Source organism: Nocardia sp. NPDC056541 (assembly GCF_042794235.1).
In the GTDB taxonomy this organism is placed as follows: Bacteria; Actinomycetota; Actinomycetes; order Mycobacteriales; family Mycobacteriaceae; genus Nocardia.
Window position 1 is genome coordinate 31,550 of record NZ_JBHTUD010000031.1, and the last position, 19,465, is coordinate 51,014.

Sequence of the window (19,465 nt, forward strand, 5' to 3'; positions counted from 1 at the left end):
GGAACCTGACCTCGAAGTCGAACCCTCCGTCACCGGAGCCAGGGCCGCGATTCCATGTTGCATAAATTTCTTTGCAAAGATATTTGTGCAAAGAGTACGTTGTAACTATGGCCGACGAGGTACCGCCCCGAGAGATCACCGATCCCGCAGCGCTGCGCGCGCTCGCGCATCCCCTGCGTCAGCGCATCCTGCGCGCGCTCGCCGAGAACGGACCGGCCACCGCGACAGCATTGGGCGCTCGGCTGGGCGAGAACACCGGCGCGACCAGTTACCACCTGCGCCAACTCGCCGAACACGGCTTCATCGAAGAGGCGCCCGAACTGGCCAAGGGCAAGGAACGGTGGTGGCGTTCGCCGCCGAAGGACCTGCGCTACCGGATGGATCGCGAGCAGTCACCGGAGCTCCGCGAGTTGATGGAAGGTCTTGTCGCGCAGCACATCGCCGAAGACATCGAGATGTTCCAGCGCTTCCAGGCCGAGCGTGCCGAGCTGGGCGAGTGGGCCGACATGATGCCCTTCTCGCGTGGCGCGATCTACGCGACGCCGGCCGAACTCGAGGAATTCTTCGAGGACTACATGACGCTGCTCAAGCGTTTTCAGCAGTCTCACCCGCAGGATCGCCCGGGCGCCCGCCGTGTGCTGACGCGCTTCCTCGCCTTCCCCGCACCTCGCACGAACACCGCAAACTAGGACTTGGCGTGCTCTCTTTCTTCCGGCGAATCATCCTGCTCACCTTCATGATCACCGTCGTCACCGGATTTCCGGCGGCGCACGCGCAGAACACCACCACCGTCGACATCACCGTCACCCGCTCGGACGGCACGACCACCGCGGGCACCGTGCATGCTCCGGCGGACGCGTCCGGCAGGCCGGGCGTCGTGCTCGTCCACGGATCGGGCGACGGCAGCGGCGAGCACTACGACCATGTCGCCGAGGCGTTCGCCCGCGCTGGCATCGTCGCGTTGCGCTACGACAAGCGCACCGAGGATTACACGCCGTCGCACCGTGACTACTCCCTCCTGGCCGACGACGCGCTGGCAGGCGTTGCCGCACTGCGGAATCGGCCCGAGGTGGACCCGGCGCGAGTGGGTCTGTGGGGCCTGTCGGAGGGCGGATGGGTCGCGCCCCTCGCCGCGTCGCGATCCGCCGACGCGGCGTTCTTGATCACGATCGGCGCGAATTCGGCCGCACCCGCCGCGCAACAGAACTGGGCGAACGAGACGCGGTTCGGTGCGGCGGGCGTGCGCGGTTCGATGGTCGATGTGCTGGCCCGCAACGGTATTCGTCAGCTGGTCGCGGCCGGTCAGTTCGCCCAGGCCGACTACGACCCGATCCCGGTGCTGGAGCGGATCACCCAGCCGGTCCTGGCGATCTGGGGTGATCTGGACCGTCTGACCCCACCTGGTGACAGTCTGCGCGGCTTCCAGACCGCCTTCGAGCATGCCGGAAAGACGAACTACACGCTGCGCACCCTCCCGAACGCCCAGCACGCCGGACAACCGACCACCGATGGCTTCGACAAACTTCCCGGTTTGGCGCCGGGATATGGCGAGCTCATGGGTGATTGGGTCAACGGGCTTCCCGGCTCCGCGACACCGCCGACAACGGATCAACCTGCGGCACAGGGGCATTCGGTGCGGGCGCTGACTCCCGCCGCATGGTGGGAATCGACCGCGGTGCAGCTGACCTTGCTGTTCGGCATGATCCTGGCGCTGGGCGGCTACGCGTGCACCGGAACGGTCCGCTCCTGGCGACTGCCCGATCGGCTGCCGGCGCGAGTGTTGTTGTGTACGACGGTGATCGGCATCCTCGGCACGATCGTCCAGCTCGGCTACATCCTCACCACCCGCGCAACCTCGTTCGGCCCCTTGCTGTTCGGCCGAACCCTGCCCTGGCTGGCATTGCAGCTGATCGCCTTCGGCGCGGTGGTCGCGCTCGGTTTCGTGCTCGCCCGCGCCCGTCACACCCTCGCCGGTGCGAGCGCCGGAGCACGGACCCGATGGGTCCTCTTGGTCTGCGGTGGAACAGGTTTCGTGCTCTGGGCACTGTACTGGGGTCCGCTGCTCCCTTGAACCTACGAGAAAGGCCCCCGACGAGGTCGGGGGCCTTCTTCGCGGTTACTCCTGAGCCGATCGCCGTTGATCGGTCTCAGGAGAACTGGCTCGGGTCAGCGGGCAGCGACGTTGCGGCGGGTGGCCCGAGAGTTCATGGAGCTGCGCAGGATCTGGTGCAGAACGGCGTCGAAGGCGTCGGTGTCTTCGACATTGCTGAGGTGGCCGTGCGGCAGCACGTGGAAATCGGCCAGGTGGCCGGTGCGGCGCAGGGTGTCGACGATCGGGCGTGACAGGCGCTGTGGCAGCAGCCGGTCCCTGGCGCCGGCGATCACCGTGGTCGGGACGGTGAGGTTGGCGGTGCCCGCCGACAGATCCATGTCGGCCATCGCGGCAGCGTGGCGCCCGCGCGCGATCGGGCGGCAGGAGCGGATGATGCCCATCGCGAAGTCGACCTCGTCGGCAGTGGCCTCGGGGGTGAGAATGCGACTGCGCAGAACCTGCTGGGTGAGCCAGCCGCCGGGGATCGGCAGCGGCGCGAACAGCAGCGACTCGCTGACCGGCTGCGGCATCCGTACCGGTGCGCCGAGCAGTGTGACCGGGTATTGCGCGACGGTGAGCTGCTTGTTCAGCAGCGGCAGCATGTCGGTTTCCCAGCGGATCGCGGCATTGGCGGTGTTGGCGAGCAACACGGCGGACGCGCGTCGGGAGACCTGTTCGGGGTGATGCTTGGCCCAGGCCTGAATGGTGAGCCCGCCCATGCTGTGCCCGGCCAGGACCGCTTTCTCGTCTTCGCGCAGCGTCGCGTCGAGGACGGCGGACAGGTCGTCGGCCAGGGTGTGTTCGCTGGGGGCGGCGGTGCCGAGGGTGGAGGCGCCGTGGCCGCGCTGGTCGTAGCTGACCACGCGGTACTCGCCGGCGAAGGCGGTGATCTGCGGGTTCCAGTATTCGATACTGCAGGCCCAGCCATGGATGAGGACCAGGGTGGGGGCGGTATCGGGACCGTAGACGTGGACCCGGAGCTGCGCGCCGTCCGCGGTGGTCACCGGGACGACCCGGTGCTCGACGGTGGGGGCGTTGAATTTCGCGGTGGCGAAACTGCGGGTACGCAGCCCGGCACGGAACTGTGCGGTCAGTGCGCCGGTCTCGAGGTGAGAGACCATGGATCGCGCTGCCGCGAGCGTCATCATCGACTTCGCAAGCATTGTCGGCACTCCTTTGTGTCGTAGGCCACCGTACAGTGCAAGCCAGGGTGCTAGCTAGTGTTAGCGGGTCACAGTGTCCCACTTGTTGTGAACTGGGTCACCGAGCGTGCTGACATTGTGAAATCGCCTGAAATCAGCGAAAAATTACACCGGATGGGCACGATCGGGCATCGGTCGCGCTGGCGGCGGCGGACGGCCGCCGCTACCGTATTGGAGTGGACAAAACGCACGTCACGGCCGAGTTTTCCGGCGCGGACCCGAACCGGGGTACCGCGCGCTCGACCTGGCAGCGGATGACGCCACCGCTGCTCGCCGCCGGTCTAGGCGTCGGCACGCTGGCCCTGCTGCATTTCCGTGACCCCCACATCGAGGGTTCCTACGGGCTGTGCCCGGTGTACGCGCTGTTCGGGGTGTACTGCCCCGGGTGCGGCGGCATGCGCGCGATGCACAACCTCACCGACGGCAACATCGTCGACTCGCTGCACAGCAATCTGCTGGCCCTGCCCCTGACCGTGGCCTTCGCGGTCTTCGTCATCGACTGGATCCTGCGCGCTCGTCGCGGACAACGGTGGCGCGTGCCCGGGCTCAGCGCGGTGACCGTGTGGTCTTTCTTCGGCCTGCTCGCCCTCTATACCGTGCTCCGCAACACGCCATGGGGAACGTGGCTCACCCCCGTCTGACGCTGATTCGCGAGCTGATTACCGGGCACCCTGGAGATATGGGCGATTCACTGAAAGACAGAGTCCGGCGGAAGTTGCAGCGTCAGCTCGCCCAGGACGGACCCGACCCCGAGCAGGACGACGCCAGGACCATCTCGGTCGCCGACGATCTCGAGGCGCTGGAGATGGTGCAGGCCGACGATCCGCTCATCGAGGAATTGGCCCAGCGCTATCTGGTGTTCTGATGCGCCTGCCCGCCCAGCGGCGGTAGTTGCGGCAGCGGCTTGGTCCCGAGCCAGATCGCGAACAACCCACGCAACGGCGCCACGCTGTAATGACCGGCCAGGTCGACGAACTCCTCCGTAGTAATAGAGGAATGCAGGAAGCGCGCGGTCCATTCGCGAATCAGCTCGAAGAACAGATGGTCGCGTAGTTCCAGCCGCAGCGCGTGCAGGGTGAGCGCCCCGCGCTTGTAGACCCGGTCGTCGAACATGTCCTTGGGTCCGGGATCGCCGACGATGATGTCCTGCGGCTGACGCGCCAGGTTCGCGCGCGCCGCCCGCGCCAGCTGATCGGCGGTCGGTCCACCGGACGCTTCGGACCAGATCCATTCCGCGTAACAGGCGAAACCTTCGTGCAGCCAGATGTCCTGCCACCGCTTCAGCGTGAGGCTGTTACCGAACCATTGATGCGCGAGTTCGTGTGCGACAAGACGTTCCGCGCCGCGCTTGCCATCGCAATGGTTGGCACCGAAGATCGAAATGCCCTGCGCCTCGATCGGGATGTCGAGCTCGTCGTCGGTGACGACCACGGAGTAGTCGTCGAACGGGTACGGCCCGAACCGCTCGGTGAACAAGGCCATCATCTCGGGCTGACGCGCGAAGTCGTGTTCGAAGCTCGCCCGCAACCGCGGCGGGATGACCGCGTGCATCGGTACCGGTTCACCCACGGCGCCGACCCGGTACTTGCGGTAGTTGCCGATCTGGATCGTCGCCAGATAGCTCGCCATCGGCTCGGCCATCTCGTACACCCAGGTGGTCTGGCTGGCCTTGGCCTGCTTACCGACCAGGGTGCCGTTGGCCAGCGCGTAGAACGGGCTGTCGGTGGTGATCGAAATCCGGTAGGAGGCTTTGGAACTCGGGTGGTCGTCACACGGGAACCAGGACGCGGCGCCGTTGGGCTGGCTCGCCACCAGCGCGCCCTCGGTGAGCTCTTCCCAGCCGACCTCGCCCCACGGGCCGCGCACCGGCTTGGGGGTGCCCGAGTAGTGGACGGTGATCTCGAGAACGCCACCGGCGGGGATCTTCTGCTGCGGCGTGAGCGCGAGCTTGCCCTGCTGATGGACGAATTTCACCGCCTTCGATCCGTTGACGAGAACCTTCGACACCATCAATGCCTGCGACATGTCGAGGGTGAACCACGGCCGCACCGCAGTGGTGACCGCGATGATCACCGCACGCCCGGCGAGCCGGTTGCTGGCGGGTCGGTAGCTCAGTTCCAGCTCGTAGCGGGACACGCGGTAGCCGCGATTGCCGTTCTGCGGCAGGTACGCGTCGATGGGGTCCTCGTAGAACTTGCTCCGCATCAGGCGGCTCCGCGCTGCCTCGACTCCCGCGTCGAGGCGGGATCGGTCCAGTGCGCGATGGGATTGCCCCACCAGCGAGTCGACGGCGGAACCACGTCGCCGCGCATGACGAGCGACGCCGGGCCGATGGTGGCGCCCGCCCCGATGTGGGCGGCGGGCAGGGCGACGCAGTGCGGGCCGAGGGTGGCGCCCGCATCGAGTGTCACGGTGTCCATGGACATGATGCGGTCGTGGAACAGGTGTGTTTGCACCACGCAGCCGCGCTCCACGGTCGCGCCGTCACCGAGTGTCACCAGGTCCGCCTCCGGTAGCCAGTAGGACTCGCACCATACCCCGCGGCCGATCTTGGCACCGAGTCCGCGAAGCCACAGATTCATGACGGGAGTACCCGTGGCGGCCCGCGCGAACCACGGCGCCGCGACGGTCTCGACGAAGGCGTCGGAGACCTCGTTGCGCCACACGAACGAGCTCCACAACGGGTACTCCACCGCGCGAATCCGCCCGACGATCAACCACTTGGCGGCCACCGCGATGGCACCGGCGACAGCGCCCGCGGCCATCAGTACCAGACCTGAGACAAGAGCCGCGACAAGGTAATCGGTGTGCTGAGCGATCAACGCGAGCACGAGCAGCACGCTGAGACCGATGGCGAAGGTCACCATCACCGGGATCAACCGGCAGGTCTCCACGAAGGCACGGGCCAGCTTGAGCCGCAGTGGCGGATCGAACGTGCGCGAGGTGTCGCTGGATTCGGTCGCGCGACGAAGCCGCACCGGCGGACTGCCCAGCCAGGACGAGCCTGCCTTGGCCTTGTTCGGCGCGGCCGAGAGCACCGCGACCAGACCGTTCTTGGGCACGCGCCGACCGGGCGCGGTCATCCCCGAATTGCCGAGGAAGGCGCGCTTGCCGACCTTGGATTCGCCGATGCGCAGCCAGCCGCCACCGAGTTCGTAGCTACCGATCATGGTGTCGTCGGCCAGGAACGCGCCGTCGGAGATCACGGTGAACTTGGGCAGCATCAGCACGGTCGACGCCTCGACGTTCTTGCCGATCTTCGCGCCGAGCAGGCGCAGCCAGATGGGGGTGAGCAGGCTGGCGTACAGCGGGAACAGGAACGTGCGGGCGGAATCGAGCAGGCGTTCGGTGGCCCACACCTGCCAGCCGGTCCGGCTGCGCACGGGGTGGTAGCCCTCGCGCAGACCGATGCTGAGCAGCCGCACCGCGAGCACGGTCGCCACGGCGTACACGCCGAGACTGAGCAGCGTGGCGAGCGGCAGGATGGCGAAGCCGTGCAGGGCGGCGGCGCTGATCGTGGTCTCCTCGCGGACCCACCAGGCGATGAAGGTGCCGCCGACGGCGAGGCCGAACACGGGCATCGCGGCCAGCACCATCGACGACAGGCCGAACACGACCAGCCAGTGCCTGGCGCGTTCCGGGGAGTGGTCGGGCCAGCGGCGCGGTGCCTTCCCGGTCTTGGTGGCGGGCGAACCCGCCCATTCCTGTTCGCCCTTGACCTTGCCCGAGACGGCGGAGCCCGGGGCGATCTCGGCCTTCTTGCCGATCTTGGTGCCGGGCAGCAGGATCGAGCGGGCGCCGATCACCGCGCCGTCACCGATGGTGATACCGCCGATGTGCACGATGTCGCCGTCGACCCAGTAGCCGGACAGGTCGACCTCGGGTTCGACGCTGGCGCCGTCGCCGAGTTCGAGCATGCCGGTGACCGGCGGCAGGCTGTGCAGGTCGACGCCCTTGCCGATCTTGGCGCCGAGCGCGCGAGCGAACGGAACCATCAGCGGTGCGCCGGACAGGCTTTCGGCGCCACTGGCCTCGGACAGGCGTACGGCGGCCCATAGACGCAGGTGCACGGCCGAGCCGCGGGGGTAGGACCCGGGCCGAAGTCCGGCGAGCAGAATTCGGGCGCCCGCCACGCAGATCGTCATGCGGCCGATCGGCGAGATGAACAGCACGAACGCCAGCAGAATCCACCACCAGGACAGGCGTGGCAGCCACGGCAGCGAGCCCGACCAGCCCGCGATGCCCGAGACCACGGTCAGCCACGTGACCCACTGCAACCCGGTGAGGGTGGTCAGCGGGACCGTGGCCAGCACCTGGGCGATCTGGGCGCGCAGCGGCGTCGGCTGCACGACGCGCACGTCGACGGCCGCGACCGGTGCGCTGCCGTCGAGCAGTTCGACCAGCGAACCGAGCCGCGGGTGGTCGTAGAGATCGGCGACGGTGACGTGCGGGTACCGCTCACGCAACGCGCCGACGAGCTGCGCCGCCGACAGTGAGCCGCCGCCGAGATCGAAGAATTCCGCGTCGAGATCGGTGGGCTGGGTGCCGAGGATCGCGTCCCACAGGTTCGCCACCCACGCCGCAGTGCCGGACAGTCCCGTTTCGGGTTCGTCGGTCGACGGCAGCGGCCATGGCAGTGCGTCGCGGTCGACCTTGCCGGAGGTGCGGGTCGGCAGGTCGGCGACGACAGCCAGTCGCGGCACCAGTGGAGCCGGAAGTTGTTCGGCCAGAATCTCTCTGGCCTTCTTCACATCGAAATCAGGACCGGCGCCGGTGAGGTAGCCGACGAGAATCTTGTTGCCGGCCTTGGTGGTTCGGATCGCGGCAGCCGCGCCGCTGACACCCGGCAGATGCTGGAGCGCGTTGTCGAGCTCGCCGAGTTCGATGCGGCGGCCACCGATCTTGATCTGGTCGTCGGCGCGGCCGAGGAAGATCAGGCCCTCGCGGTCGTTGCGGACCAGATCCCCACTGCGATAGGCGCGTTCCCACCCGAGGGAGGGCAGCGGCGCGTACTTCTCGGCGTCCTTGGCCGGATCGAGGTAGCGGGCCAGTCCGACGCCACCGATCACGAGTTCGCCGGTTTCGCCTTCGCCCACCGGGTTGCCTTGCGGGTCGACGACGGTGAGGTCCCAGCCGTCGAGCGGCAGGCCGATCCGGACGGGCATCTCGCCGGTGAGCAGCGCGGCACAGGCGACCACGGTCGCCTCGGTGGGCCCGTAGGTGTTCCACACTTCGCGGTCGGCGCCGGTCAGCCGTTCGGCCAGCTCCGGCGGTACCGCTTCGCCGCCGAAGATCAGCAGTCGCACCGATTCCAGCGCCTGGGCAGGCCAGGTCGCGGCCAGCGTCGGCACCGTGGAGACGATGCTGATCTCGCGGCGCATCAGCCATGGGCCGAGGTCGGCGCCGGTGCGCACCAGATCGCGCGGCGCCGGAACCAGGCAGGCGCCGTTGCGCCAGGCCAACCACATTTCCTCGCAGGAGGCGTCGAAGGCCACCGACAGGCCGGCCAGGACCCGGTCGCCGGGGCCGATCGGGGCCTTTCGCAGGAAGAGCCGGGCCTCGGCGTCGACGAAGGCGGCGGCATTGCGATGGGTTACCGCAACCCCTTTCGGGGTGCCGGTGGAGCCGGAGGTGAAAATGATCCACGCGTCGTCGGCGGGGGTGGGCAGGGTGTTCCAGTCGTGGTCGCCGGTGGCCGTGGTGGCCGACTCGATGCCGTCGCCGGTGGCGATCGCGCTCACCCTCGCCTCGCCGAAGACGAGCCTGGCTCGCTCCTGCGGGTCGTCGGCGTCGACGGGCACGTAGGCGGCGCCGCAGTAGAGCACGGCCAGAATCGTCACGTACAGCGCGGCGGAGCCCGAGGGCATCCGCACGCCGACCCGGTCGCCCGGTCGCACGCCCGCCTCGGTGAGCTCGGCCATCCTGGCCTCGATCGTGGCGATCAGTTCCATGTAGCTGAGCACAACGGTGCCGTCGTCGATGGCCGGTGCGTCCGGGTGTGCGAGGGCGGTGCTGGTCAGGATGTCGACCAGGGTGCGCGGCGGCGCGGCGAGATCCGCGCGCAACAGCGGGTCGCGCAGGACCGCCGGTACCTCAGTGTGTGGCTCGAGCATCGTGCTCAGTCCACCTCTCATCGGTTGACCCCCATCGGTGGTGTCTGTTGTTTCATGAGCGGGTTACCGGAGGGCAAACAGGATGGTCACCAGATGCCAACGGTACTCGGTGCGGGTGTTGCCGGACGGCAGCGAAAGGCGTGCCGTCGGCGCTGTTCACGACGGTGATTCCGGCAATTCGCCGAGGGCGGTGACCGCCAGCCGGTGCAGCGTCCGCTGTTCGTCTTCATCCAGGCCGCTCAGCACGCGGGCGGTGGCCTCGGCGATCAGCTTGTCGGTGCGTTTGCACTGCTTGCGCCCGGCCTCGGTGATCCGCAGCCGGTATTTGCGGCGATCCTTGCCGTCGCGGGTGCGCTCTACCAGGTCGGCGCGTTCCAGCGCGTCGATCAGACGGACGACTTCACTGCGGTCGATACCGAGCGCGTCGCCCACCTTCTTCTGCGTCAGGTCGGCGTTTTCCTCGATGAAGGTGAGCACCCAGTGATCGCGCAACGGGACGCCGATCTCGGCGTGCAGCGCCTTGGTGAGCCGTCCGAGCGCGTACACCGGGTAGCGCGGAAGGCCGCGGACGGAGTTCGTGTTCGTGGACATGAGAGGGAACTCTAGCAAATAGTGGAGGTTCCCAATCATCGTGGGTGTCCATCATGGGGTGCGTAGATGGTTGGAAACTGGGTGTGATCAGGCAACTCGGGGGCAATCGGTCAGGGGTAACCGACCACGTTGCGTGCGCGTGGCGAGCGCCCGGACTGATAGGTCTCGGCGCGGCGCCGGACCTGAGCGTGGATGCTCGATGCGGGATCGAGATCGGCGAGGTCGAACGAGATCTTGCCGCCGTGGTCGTGGTGGATGACCAGGGAATCGTCGAGGACGCGGTAGACCGCGCGAACCTCACCGTCGGCCCAGGCTGCGACGTACCGCACCGCGACAGCCCGGTGCAGCGCGAGTCGCCAGTACTTACTGGTTCGCTCGCGCAATCGGTCGGCGTCGACGCCGTCGTACCAGCTGGGCTCCGTGATGTGCGAGGAGCTGCCCGCCTGTGCCCAACGGTCGGCGGCGCTCAGGTCGACCCACAGGATCTCGCCGTCGCCGACCTGGTGGCCCGCGCGGGTCACGCGGCGTGACGGCGGCCGCCGGGGCGGTTTGGCGCGGGTGCCGACGACGGTGACGGCGGGCGTGCCGGGCAGTCGCGTTGCCGGGTCCACGGGCTCGTAGCCGGGATTGTCCTCGCGGACGAAGCCGAGGACGCGGTCGAAGGCCGACAGGCCCGGTGCGGGGGCGCAACCGTCCAGGCACAGCAGAGTGCGGCCGAGCGCGAAGACGAGGTCCGCCGCGATCGAACCCCGCTTGTCCTCGTCGAACGCGCGGGTGAGGACCTGTGCGGGGACGATCACGATCGAGGTATCCGAGGGGCTGGTGTGCTCGGCGCAGCGGGTGAGGTGGCCGACGTGCGCCGACTCGGACTCGGCGTAGAACAGGTAGTACGCGGTGGCGCCGAAATGCGCTGCGGCGTCCTGTAGGTCGGCTCGCTGCGCGGAAGGCAGAGCAGCCGATTTGATCGGTTCACCCTGTCTGGCCCGCTTGGCCTGGATGAGTAACCGCACTTCGCTGGCACCTGAAGGGTCCTGCACGCTGTAGATGAAATCCGCACCGACTCCGCGCCTGCCACGGGCCCGGTTGCCGCCCTCCTCCGGTCGGGTCAGCAGCCGGAGGCCACCCGATCCCGTCGCCTGCGTCGCCGACCCCCACGACGTACACCGCCGCGGCGGCACACAATCGGGGCACGGCGCGTCGATGCGGTAGTCGACCCCGGTGAGATGGCCGAGCAGGATCTCGGTGAACGTCTCCTCCTGCCACGGAAACAGCCGCGCGCCCAGGTGCTGCAGCCGGTATACGCTCTGACAACTCAGCCGCCGCGCCGCGATCGGGTCGACGAAGATCTCCGCCGGGAACTCAGACATCGAGTGGGATCTCGATCGCCGGGCGGAGCGCTTCGAGCTGGGTGACATAGGTGCTGAGCACCCGCTCGTACAGGTCGTCGACCTTGGCGTGGCGCACGGTGATCACCATCGAGTAGCGGATCGGCTGTGCGTTGACGGTGGGATGGCCGGATTCCCTGGCGGTGTGGTGGATGTCGAAGACCGGGTTGCGCAGGCTGTTGACGCGCTTGCTCCGCTCGGCGTGCAAGACGGTGTCCCACTTGTGGGAGTCACGGCGCAGCACGGCCTCGGGGTCGAGTTCGGTCGCGCGGAAGAACGGGGCCGAATCCGGGTGGATTCTGGTCGGTTCGGCGAACCGCTCGTCATGTGGACGGAATGTGACATCGAGGCCGCTGCGGGTGTAGCTGCCCGGGTCGGCGGGGTCGACCGGGGTAGCGAAGACCAGGGTCGCCCGAATGCGGACCATCCCGGCGGGAAGCGCTGCGGGGAGCGGAATCCGGGCGCGCAGATATTTCGCGGGGGTGAGCTCACCCTGGTAGAGAACCCTGGCTTCGCCGTCGCCGCACAGAACCATGTCGGCCAGGGTGGCGGCGATACGGCCGTGTCCTGAGTCGGAATCCGGTGAACTGGTGCGTCTTTCGGCAGTGTGCACGAGCAGGGCCTTCAGGTCGAGCGCACCGAGTTTCGGGCCGAACAGGGTGCGGGCGCCCAGTGCGGCGCGCAGGGCCATCGGGGCGGCGAAGCTGGTGCCGGAGTCGGGAACAGCGGTGCCGTCCGGTTCGACGACGTGGAACGGTTCGTGATCGCTGCCGCCGAAGGCGAGCAGGTCGGGCTTCACGGTGCCGGGGGAGCGGCCCGGCCCGATCGCGGAGTACGGCGCGCGATTCCATTGCGCTCCCACCCGATCCGACGAACCGACCGCGAGCGCGTTGACGCTGTCGGCCGGAACCTGCACGCGCGCATTGCCACTCGGCTTGTCGGCCTCGCCGTTGTTGCCGACCGCGATGGTGGCCAGCGTGGTGCCGTCGCTGAGGTAGTCGTCCCAGAACGCGGTCCAGGCGTGCACTTCGTCGTCCTCGATGGGGAGTTCGGGGCCGATGCTGACATTGACGAACTCGTATTTGCGTTGGCGCAGCACGGTATCGATGCGCTCGATGGCCGAGTACAGCTCGCACTGGTCGTCGTCGGTGTCCTCGTCGAGCACCTGATAGTGGTCGATGTAGCCGTAGGGGACCGGGACCGGCTGGACGGGGTCCACGCTGCCGAACAGCAGCGCCGAGGTGACGCGGTGGCCGTGGTCGAGATAGGTGCGCTGTGGCGCGGCGCTGTCGGCGAAGGTGTGGGCGTCGACCCAGCGGGTCAGCGGGGTGCGTGCGGGGATGCCACCGTCGAAGACCGCGATGGTGAGTTCCCGGTCGGTCGGCTCGGCCGTCGGCAAGGCCGGGCGGAACGTCGACAGCGCTGTCCTGGTGGTGGTGTCGCGCCCGAGCTGGGTGCGCATGCGCGGCATGCGGCGGATCACCCTGGTGAAGGAGTAGCCGGCGAGCGCGGCGATGGCGGCGTGGGTTCCGGTGACGGGGACGAAGGCCAGACCACCGTTGTCGAGTCGGCGGTCGATGGCCACGTCGAGATCGAGATCGCGGGAGAAGTCGAGCAGACCCTGCAGGGCGATATCGCGATCGGAGTGCAGCACCAATTCGGCGACGGTCTCCGAATTACGCGGTCGCGCTGCGAGTCTGAGCCTGTCGGCGGCATTGTTGAGCCGGAATTCCGCCAGGCTGACGATTCCGATCTCGGCGCCGCCCAGCGGTGTGTCGGCATTGATCCGCGCGGTGAGCAACTGCAGATTGACGCGGGTCGTCGCCAGGAACAGCAGGGTGCTCGCCCGTGGTCGGCCGTGCTCCGGCGCGATCGCCACCGGCCTGCTGCCCAGTGGATCCAACTGCATCGATGTGAGAAGTCGTGTGGGATAACCACTTTTGGACAGGTACTGCGGATGCAGAGTGACCGCCGTGACCGTCTCGTCCTCCGGGCAGGCCGTCTTCGGCAACGCGTCCGCACTCGAGGTGGCCGCGCTGAGCATCGGCGCGAGTCGGGCTCGCGCCTGCGCCACCGTGTACGGGGACTGCGGCGAGCCGCCCGATCTGCTGGGAGAGATGGGCGCGGTGAGTCGCTCACCGAAGCCGATCAGAAATCGCGGTCCCGCCACCGGTGAATCCCCCCAGCTGCCACGTTATTCCCGTCGATGCGTGAAACCACGAATGGTGTCGCGCGACACCCCCGTCAGCGCGCTGATCTGGCGCTGAGACAAGCCTGACACGCCCGTCAGCGTCTGTGCCAGCCGTAACCGATCCGTTTTGGGAAGTTCAGCTGCCAGTCGCGCGGAATGCTCGGCCATCAGCCCGGGCAGTAGCTGGTCCTCGAGCACGCAACGCCTGCGCAATCGCAACATCGCGCGCTCGATATCGTTGAACGACAAGCCCTTCGACGCCAGCGCGACCGCGTCCACCGCGCCGTCGGGCAGTGGCTGCCCGGCGAATCGGCGAATCGCCTCGCAGCGTTGCTCGGCCTCGGGCAGCGCGAACTCCACGCTCACATCGAAGCGCCGCCACACGGCCGGATCCAGCAGATCGGCGTGGTTGGTCGCGCCGATGACCAGGCCCCCGCCGGTCGGCCAGTCGTCGATCTGCTGGAGCAGCACCGTCACCAGTCGCTTCAACTCGCCCACATCGCGATCGTCGTCGCGACGCTTGGCGATGGCGTCGAGCTCGTCGAGCAGCAGAACGCACGGCCGCTGCTTGGCGTAGTCGATGGCATGGCGCAGGTTGGTGCCGGTCTTGCCGAGCAGGCTGCTCATGATGGTCGCCAAGTCCAGGACCACCAGCGGCAGCGACAGTTGGTGGGCCAGCCAGGCCGCGGCCATCGTCTTGCCGACACCGGGCGGACCGACGAACAGCAAGCTGCCGGCCGGAGTCAGATCGGCGGCGGCCAGCCGGTCGGCCTGCCTGCGTTCGTCGACGATCTGGGTGAGCACGTCATAGGTTTCGGCGGCCAGGATCGGCACTTCGGCGGTGGAGCCGGGCGGGATCACCCGCAGCAGCGGCAGTCGGCTGTCGCCGTCGACCGGAATCGGCGCATCCACTTCCGCGCGTAGGGGATTGGCGCGCGTGGGATTCTGACGCAGCAGCGCGATCAGCGCATCGGCCAGTTCGGGACTGGCATGCCGGTGGCGGCGCGCGGCGCGGCGCACGAACATTGCGACGTCCTGCTCGCGCCCGGCGAGCGCCAACCTGGCCAGGTGGACGAATTCGTCGGGTAGATCGGCGCTCACGTCCGCCGAAGTGGAGCTCAAGGCGTGTGACATGGTCTTCTTCCGATCAACTACGTGGACTATTTTCGCTTCACTCGATCGTACGGCGTCCATCACGGGCAAAGTTCACCCCTTGTGTACCGGTTTGACATCGGACCCCACCCGCAGCGCCACATTGATCTGCCGAGCCCTCAGCGCAGCGATTCCCTTCGTCGGATGCTAGTTCCGCCACGCCCTCTCATGGGCGATTCCCTTCGCGTCGGGCGTGCCTCGAAGCGTGCGGCTCGGTGCCTATGCGATGCCGAGCGTCCAGACCAGCGCCATGGTGAACGGGTGGCCGCGCAGGCCGGCCCACTTGGGTTTCGCCGCGAGCCAGGCGTCGTCCACCAGGGCCTCGGCCGCTTCGGTGAGGACCCAGCCCGCGTCGGTGCCCGCGGTGATGTGCTCGCTCAGCAGGTGCAGGTGGGTGCTGATCGCGATCGGATCGCTCCCTGCCGGGGTGTAGTGCGTCGGCATTCCGGTGACCATCATGAACTGTGGGTGGTAGCTGACGTGGGCGAACGTGGCTCCTGGGACAGCCAGCCGCGCGGCCTCGGCGTAGAACGGGCGCAGGTCCGGCAGATGTTCGTCGATCAGTGAGGAGATCACGAGATCGTAAGTGCTGCTGGGCAATTCGGTGGCACACACGTCGGCCTTGGTGAGTGTGCGATGTACACCGCGTACGCGGGCACGGGCCAGCATGCCCGCGCTCAGATCGACGCCGTCGATCTCGGCGCTACTGCGGCTGCGCAACCACGCGCCGGTTCGCCCCGTCCCGCAACCCAGGTCGACCGCCTGGCGCACTCCCGCCCAATCCGGGCGGCGAAGCCGATCCAGCAGCGCCGCGTCCATCTCGTCCATCACGGTGCGCTCGTAGGTGTCGGCCCAGCCGTCGTAGCCGGTGGCGACATCGACGGTGGGGTAGTGGCGTCGGTCGAAATCGGCGAAGGCAGGCATCACCGGAGTGTCGCAAAGGAAAGCGCACGTGGACAACCGATTTCCCGCTGCGGGTCGCGACGGTCCGACCGCCGCGCCGAACCGGGAGATCTCGTGCGTGGCCGGGGTCGGCTCCGAGCGCGCCGGCGATCGGTGGTTGACAGGTCCGGTGGTCGTCTGTCACTCTCGTTGCAGGTCACGAGTACCAGCGTTCAGCCCCGGCTTGCTGGTCGGCAACCCTCCTCCGCGGTGGGGTGCTCCGGGTGACGACCAGGCTGACGTCCGAATTGGGCGCGGCAAGCGCGGGCCACCTCTTCAGGAGCGGGTCCCTGAGCCGACGGGATTTCGTCATGACTGCTGTAATCGACCCCACCTGTGCCATCGCCGCCGTTTCCGGTGCCGACCTGCAGGTTCCGCTCGTTCAGGGCGGTACCAGCTCCTACGCCAACTTCGACTACGCGGCGAGTGCGCCGGCGTTGAAGCAGGTCACCGACCGGATTTCGCAGTTGCTGCCGTTCTACGCCAGCGTGCACCGGGGCGCGGGATACGCCTCGCGGATCTCCACCGAGTGCTACGAGGCCTCGCGTGGGTCCGTTGCCCGGTTCCTCGACGCCGACGACGACCAGGTCGTGGTGTTCACGCGCAACACCACCGATTCGCTGAACCTGCTGGCCGGGTGCGTGCCGGGGGAGACCGTGGTACTCGATATCGAGCACCACGCCAACTTCCTGCCGTGGGCGAAGCACGGTCGTCGCGTCGTGCGGGCCGCCGCCACAGTCGAGGAGACGATTCAGCGTGTCGTCGCCGAGCTGTGCAGCAAGCCTGCCGCGCTGCTCGCGGTGACCGGCGCGTCCAACGTCACCGGTGAGGTGCTGCCGCTGGAACGGCTCGCGACCATCGCCCACCTGTGTGGTGCGCGCATCCTCGTCGACGCCGCGCAGCTGGCTCCGCATCGCCGGATCTCCCTGCGCGAGACCGGGATCGACTACCTCGCCTTCTCCGGGCACAAGCTGTACGCGCCGTTCGGTTCGGGTGTGCTCGTCGGTCGGCGCGACTGGCTGGACGAGGGCGAGCCCTACCTGGCCGGTGGTGGTGCGGTGCGCAATGTCGGTGTGACAGAGGTCGAATGGGCGTGCGCGCCGCAGCGGCACGAAGCCGGTTCGCCGAACGTCCTCGGCGCGGCCGCTATTGCCGCTGCCTGCGATGCGCTGGCCGCCATCGACCCCACCGAACTCGTCGCGCACGAGCGCTTTCTGGCCGACCGGCTGCGTGACGGCCTGTCCGCGATCCCCGGCGTCGACCTGGTCGGTATCTGGTCCGACAGCCCCGACTGTGTGGGCATCGTCGCCTTCACGATCGCCGATGTCGCCCCTGGCAAAGTCGCCGCGTACCTCTCCGCCGAACACGCCATCGGCGTGCGCGACGGCCGCTTCTGCGCGCACCCCCTCCTCGCGAGCCTCGGCCTCGACGCCGCCCTCCGAGCCAGCATCGGCCTCGGCACCACCGCCGCCGATGTAGACCGCTTGATCAGTGCCGTAGCCACCCTGGTCAGCCAAGGCCCCGCCTGGAATTACGCCGCCACCGACGGGCACTGGAACCCGACCCCCGAAACCCGTCCCCTCAGCGCCTCTTCCCCCGAAGGCGCCGCCCCCTGCCTGATCGGCTGAACTCGTCACAGGCGAGATTCGCCGAACGTCGGCCGTCGAGACCTGCTCTCGGCGGCCGATATTCGTTTTCCGTCGAGTGGTATCCGTCCGAGAACCCGACGGACCGCTTCTCGGAAATTCCAGGTTTGGACTGCCTCCCAGCTGGGTAACGCCTGTCGAACCCGTCGCGATGAAGCCCCCGAGATTGCCCGACAATCAAAGGGGACACCGTGACTCGACCGATTCAGCCGCCCGATCCGTGGGCTCGTCCGCCCCGCCGACCCGAAAAGAAGCGGCGTTGGCCGTTGCTGGCCGGGATCGGAGTCGCCGGCGTGCTCGGTCTCTCGGTCGTCGCCGGTCTCAGTGACGACAACCCCTCACCGGCCGCGCGGACATCACCCACCTCGACCACCCGCGTCGTCGCATCATCGACCACGGCCAAGCCGTCGACGACCACCGCCGCCCCGACCACCACGACGTCCGCCGCCCCGACCACCACGATCGATCTCCCGCCGGCACCCATCGCACCCACCACCACGATCGCGGCGCCCGCTCCACCGCCGGTCATCGTCCCCGTGCCGACCACCACCGTCGACCTCCCCGCCCCACGGGTGGCAGCCGTCCCGGAGCCCGAAACGCCCGCGCCCGCCAGCGCCTACTACAAGAACTGCGCCGCTGCCAGAGCCGCCGGTGCAGCCCCGCTGCGCACAGGCGATCCCGGCTACCGCTCCGGCCTGGACCGAGACGGCGACGGCGTGGCCTGCGAATAGCGGCGATCAGATGCCGAGGCTGCCAGGCATCAGTCGAGGTCCGCGTCGAGGGCGTCCCAGGTGATGGTGACGTCGAGCGGATCAGTGATGGCGATCGCGAGGGGATTGTGCGCCTGATCAGGTGTCGAGGGCGGTGGGGCGGTGGTATTTGCCGTTGTAGTAGAGCAACGGGGCTGCGGAGGGGGACTCTTCGGTTTGGTCGTGGACTCGGGTGACCAGGCCGACGGCGAGGGTGTGGTCGCCGAGGTCGATGAGTTTGTGGAGGGTGGTGCGCAGCCAGATGGGGGTGCCGTGCAGGACCGGTTCGCCGGTGTCGAGGGTGGTCCAGAGGGCGCGGTCGGTGAAGCGGTCGGCGGCGGTCCGAGAGAAGCGGTGGGCCAGGTGTTGTTGGTGTTCGCCCAGGAAATGGATCACCACCGAGTCCGCGGCTCGCAACGCGTCGATGCTCGATGAGGTGTGCGCGATGTTGAACGACACCAGTGGCGGTTCGAGCGACAGGGAAGCGAACGAGGTGGCCGTGAACCCCACCGGTCCGCTCTCGGCTCCGAGCGTCACCACCGTGACGCCGGCCGGATAGTGCCGCATAGAGGCCCGATACTGCTCAGCCGTTATCCCGCTCAGATCATCGGGAACGACCAGTCCGGTCTCAGAAGGTTGCACATCGCCCACCGCCCCCAACTTACGCCCGTCCGGCGCGCGTCCTCACGGTCGCTGTGTCCGTTTGATCCAACTCACACGGTCGGGATGGGAAGCCGAATTCAGTCGATATCAATCGGCAGCCCCGCGGTGATGCGGATGATTTCGCGGAAGTTGGTGCGGAACACGGTGTTCGGGTGGCCGCCCGCTGCCCAGACTTCGGGGTGGGCGGCGAGGGCGGTGTCCACCCAGGTGGGGAGGTTGGTGGGGTGGCCGAGGGGGGCCGTGCCGTCGACGGGCTGGCCGGTGATGCGTTCGGCCAGGGCGGTGGGGGCGGGGGTGAGGGTGCCCTCGAGGCGTTTGCCGGTGCGGGCGAGGTCCACGTGGTGATGGTCGGCCACCAGGAGCAGGACGGGATCGTCGTCGAGGAGGAAGACCTGGGCGGTGAGGATCGCGGTGGGCTGGGCGCCCATGGCGCGGGCGGCGTCGGCCGCGGTGGGAGCCGGCGTCTCGGGGCAGACGATGACGCCGTGGTGCCCGCGGGCGATGAGAGTTTCCGCGACCCGGCATGCGACCGGCGGCAATGACGACCTGCGCATGTCATCCAGAGTAGGTCGATTGCGGGAAATATGCTGTGTAACTTGGAGTTCTGGCGAACTCGAGTTCGCGGCTGTGTTTGTTGGAGCGCTGGCGCGCTCGAGTTCGCGGCCCCGCCGGTCCCGGGGGGGGTGGGGGGGGTGGGTGGTGGGGGGCGCCACACCCACACCCCACCCGAGCGCCGGCC

16 protein-coding genes and 1 riboswitch are annotated in these 19,465 nt (G+C 68.3%); of the genes, 6 read left to right on the plus strand and 10 right to left on the minus strand.

What is annotated here, in order from left to right:
* Positions 1 to 107: 107 nt before the first annotated feature.
* Both ACFQ9R_RS32895 and ACFQ9R_RS32900 read left to right on the plus strand, forming a co-directional pair.
* On the plus strand, positions 108 to 689 hold the full coding sequence (locus tag ACFQ9R_RS32895; protein WP_378996426.1) for an ArsR/SmtB family transcription factor: 582 nt from the start codon (positions 108 to 110) through the stop codon (positions 687 to 689).
* An 8-nt stretch (positions 690 to 697) separates the two neighbouring features.
* Positions 698 to 2,071 (plus strand): alpha/beta hydrolase family protein, encoded by a 1,374-nt coding sequence (locus tag ACFQ9R_RS32900; RefSeq protein ID WP_378996429.1) that lies wholly within the window; start codon positions 698 to 700, stop codon positions 2,069 to 2,071.
* 95 nt (positions 2,072 to 2,166) lie between these two features.
* Here the strand turns inward: ACFQ9R_RS32900 and ACFQ9R_RS32905 are convergent, their stop codons facing one another.
* Positions 2,167 to 3,255 carry an alpha/beta fold hydrolase gene (locus ACFQ9R_RS32905; protein ID WP_378996431.1) on the minus strand — a complete coding sequence of 363 codons (1,089 nt, stop codon included), beginning with the start codon at positions 3,253 to 3,255 and terminating at the stop codon, positions 2,167 to 2,169.
* 215 nt (positions 3,256 to 3,470) lie between these two features.
* Between ACFQ9R_RS32905 and ACFQ9R_RS32910 the strand changes: the two genes are divergently transcribed.
* Together ACFQ9R_RS32910 and ACFQ9R_RS32915 are read left to right on the plus strand one after the other, a co-directional pair.
* Positions 3,471 to 3,935, plus strand: a complete 465-nt coding sequence (locus tag ACFQ9R_RS32910) for a DUF2752 domain-containing protein (protein ID WP_378996433.1) — start codon at positions 3,471 to 3,473, stop codon at positions 3,933 to 3,935.
* Positions 3,936 to 3,973: 38 nt separating this feature from the next.
* Positions 3,974 to 4,159: a hypothetical protein gene (locus ACFQ9R_RS32915; RefSeq protein WP_378996435.1), complete on the plus strand. Its 186-nt coding sequence runs from the start codon at positions 3,974 to 3,976 to the stop codon at positions 4,157 to 4,159.
* On the opposite strand, the gene ACFQ9R_RS32920 is transcribed toward ACFQ9R_RS32915, so the two are convergent.
* The 7 genes from ACFQ9R_RS32920 to ACFQ9R_RS32950 all read right to left on the minus strand — a co-directional run bounded on the left by ACFQ9R_RS32920 (position 4,144) and on the right by ACFQ9R_RS32950 (position 15,650).
* The gene (locus ACFQ9R_RS32920; protein WP_378996437.1) at positions 4,144 to 5,499 is read right to left on the minus strand and encodes a M1 family metallopeptidase; all 1,356 of its coding nucleotides are present in this window, start codon (positions 5,497 to 5,499) and stop codon (positions 4,144 to 4,146) included. The two genes, ACFQ9R_RS32915 and ACFQ9R_RS32920, sit on opposite strands and share 16 nt — an antisense overlap.
* On the minus strand, positions 5,499 to 9,407 hold the full coding sequence (locus tag ACFQ9R_RS32925; protein ID WP_378996439.1) for a Pls/PosA family non-ribosomal peptide synthetase: 3,909 nt from the start codon (positions 9,405 to 9,407) through the stop codon (positions 5,499 to 5,501). Before ACFQ9R_RS32925 ends, ACFQ9R_RS32920 begins: the two co-directional genes overlap by 1 nt.
* Positions 9,408 to 9,563: 156 nt before the next feature.
* Entirely contained in the window at positions 9,564 to 9,998 is a 435-nt protein-coding gene (locus ACFQ9R_RS32930; protein WP_378996442.1) for a MarR family winged helix-turn-helix transcriptional regulator, read from the minus strand.
* Between the two features lie 110 nt (positions 9,999 to 10,108).
* Positions 10,109 to 11,365, minus strand: a complete 1,257-nt coding sequence (locus tag ACFQ9R_RS32935; protein WP_378996444.1) for a hypothetical protein — start codon at positions 11,363 to 11,365, stop codon at positions 10,109 to 10,111.
* Entirely contained in the window at positions 11,358 to 13,553 is a 2,196-nt protein-coding gene (locus ACFQ9R_RS32940; protein WP_378996446.1) for a S8 family peptidase, read from the minus strand. The genes ACFQ9R_RS32935 and ACFQ9R_RS32940 overlap by 8 nt, the downstream gene beginning before the upstream one ends.
* A 24-nt stretch (positions 13,554 to 13,577) precedes the next feature.
* Entirely contained in the window at positions 13,578 to 14,708 is a 1,131-nt protein-coding gene (locus tag ACFQ9R_RS32945; protein WP_378996448.1) for an AAA family ATPase, read from the minus strand.
* Between the two features lie 237 nt (positions 14,709 to 14,945).
* Positions 14,946 to 15,650: a class I SAM-dependent DNA methyltransferase gene (locus ACFQ9R_RS32950; protein ID WP_378996450.1), complete on the minus strand. Its 705-nt coding sequence runs from the start codon at positions 15,648 to 15,650 to the stop codon at positions 14,946 to 14,948.
* A 173-nt stretch (positions 15,651 to 15,823) separates the two neighbouring features.
* Positions 15,824 to 15,938, plus strand: a riboswitch (SAM riboswitch).
* Positions 15,939 to 15,979: 41 nt separating this feature from the next.
* Here ACFQ9R_RS32950 and ACFQ9R_RS32955 point away from each other — a divergent pair.
* Together ACFQ9R_RS32955 and ACFQ9R_RS32960 are read left to right on the plus strand one after the other, a co-directional pair.
* Positions 15,980 to 17,296 (plus strand): aminotransferase class V-fold PLP-dependent enzyme, encoded by a 1,317-nt coding sequence (locus ACFQ9R_RS32955; RefSeq protein ID WP_378996452.1) that lies wholly within the window; start codon positions 15,980 to 15,982, stop codon positions 17,294 to 17,296.
* Between the two features lie 209 nt (positions 17,297 to 17,505).
* Positions 17,506 to 18,045: an excalibur calcium-binding domain-containing protein gene (locus ACFQ9R_RS32960; protein WP_378996454.1), complete on the plus strand. Its 540-nt coding sequence runs from the start codon at positions 17,506 to 17,508 to the stop codon at positions 18,043 to 18,045.
* 117 nt (positions 18,046 to 18,162) lie between these two features.
* On the opposite strand, the gene ACFQ9R_RS32965 is transcribed toward ACFQ9R_RS32960, so the two are convergent.
* Together ACFQ9R_RS32965 and ACFQ9R_RS32970 are read right to left on the minus strand one after the other, a co-directional pair.
* On the minus strand, positions 18,163 to 18,630 hold the full coding sequence (locus ACFQ9R_RS32965; RefSeq protein ID WP_378638843.1) for a flavin reductase family protein: 468 nt from the start codon (positions 18,628 to 18,630) through the stop codon (positions 18,163 to 18,165).
* Positions 18,631 to 18,803: 173 nt separating this feature from the next.
* On the minus strand, positions 18,804 to 19,280 hold the full coding sequence (locus tag ACFQ9R_RS32970; protein ID WP_378996456.1) for a YbaK/EbsC family protein: 477 nt from the start codon (positions 19,278 to 19,280) through the stop codon (positions 18,804 to 18,806).
* Between the last annotated feature and the right edge of the window lie 185 nt (positions 19,281 to 19,465).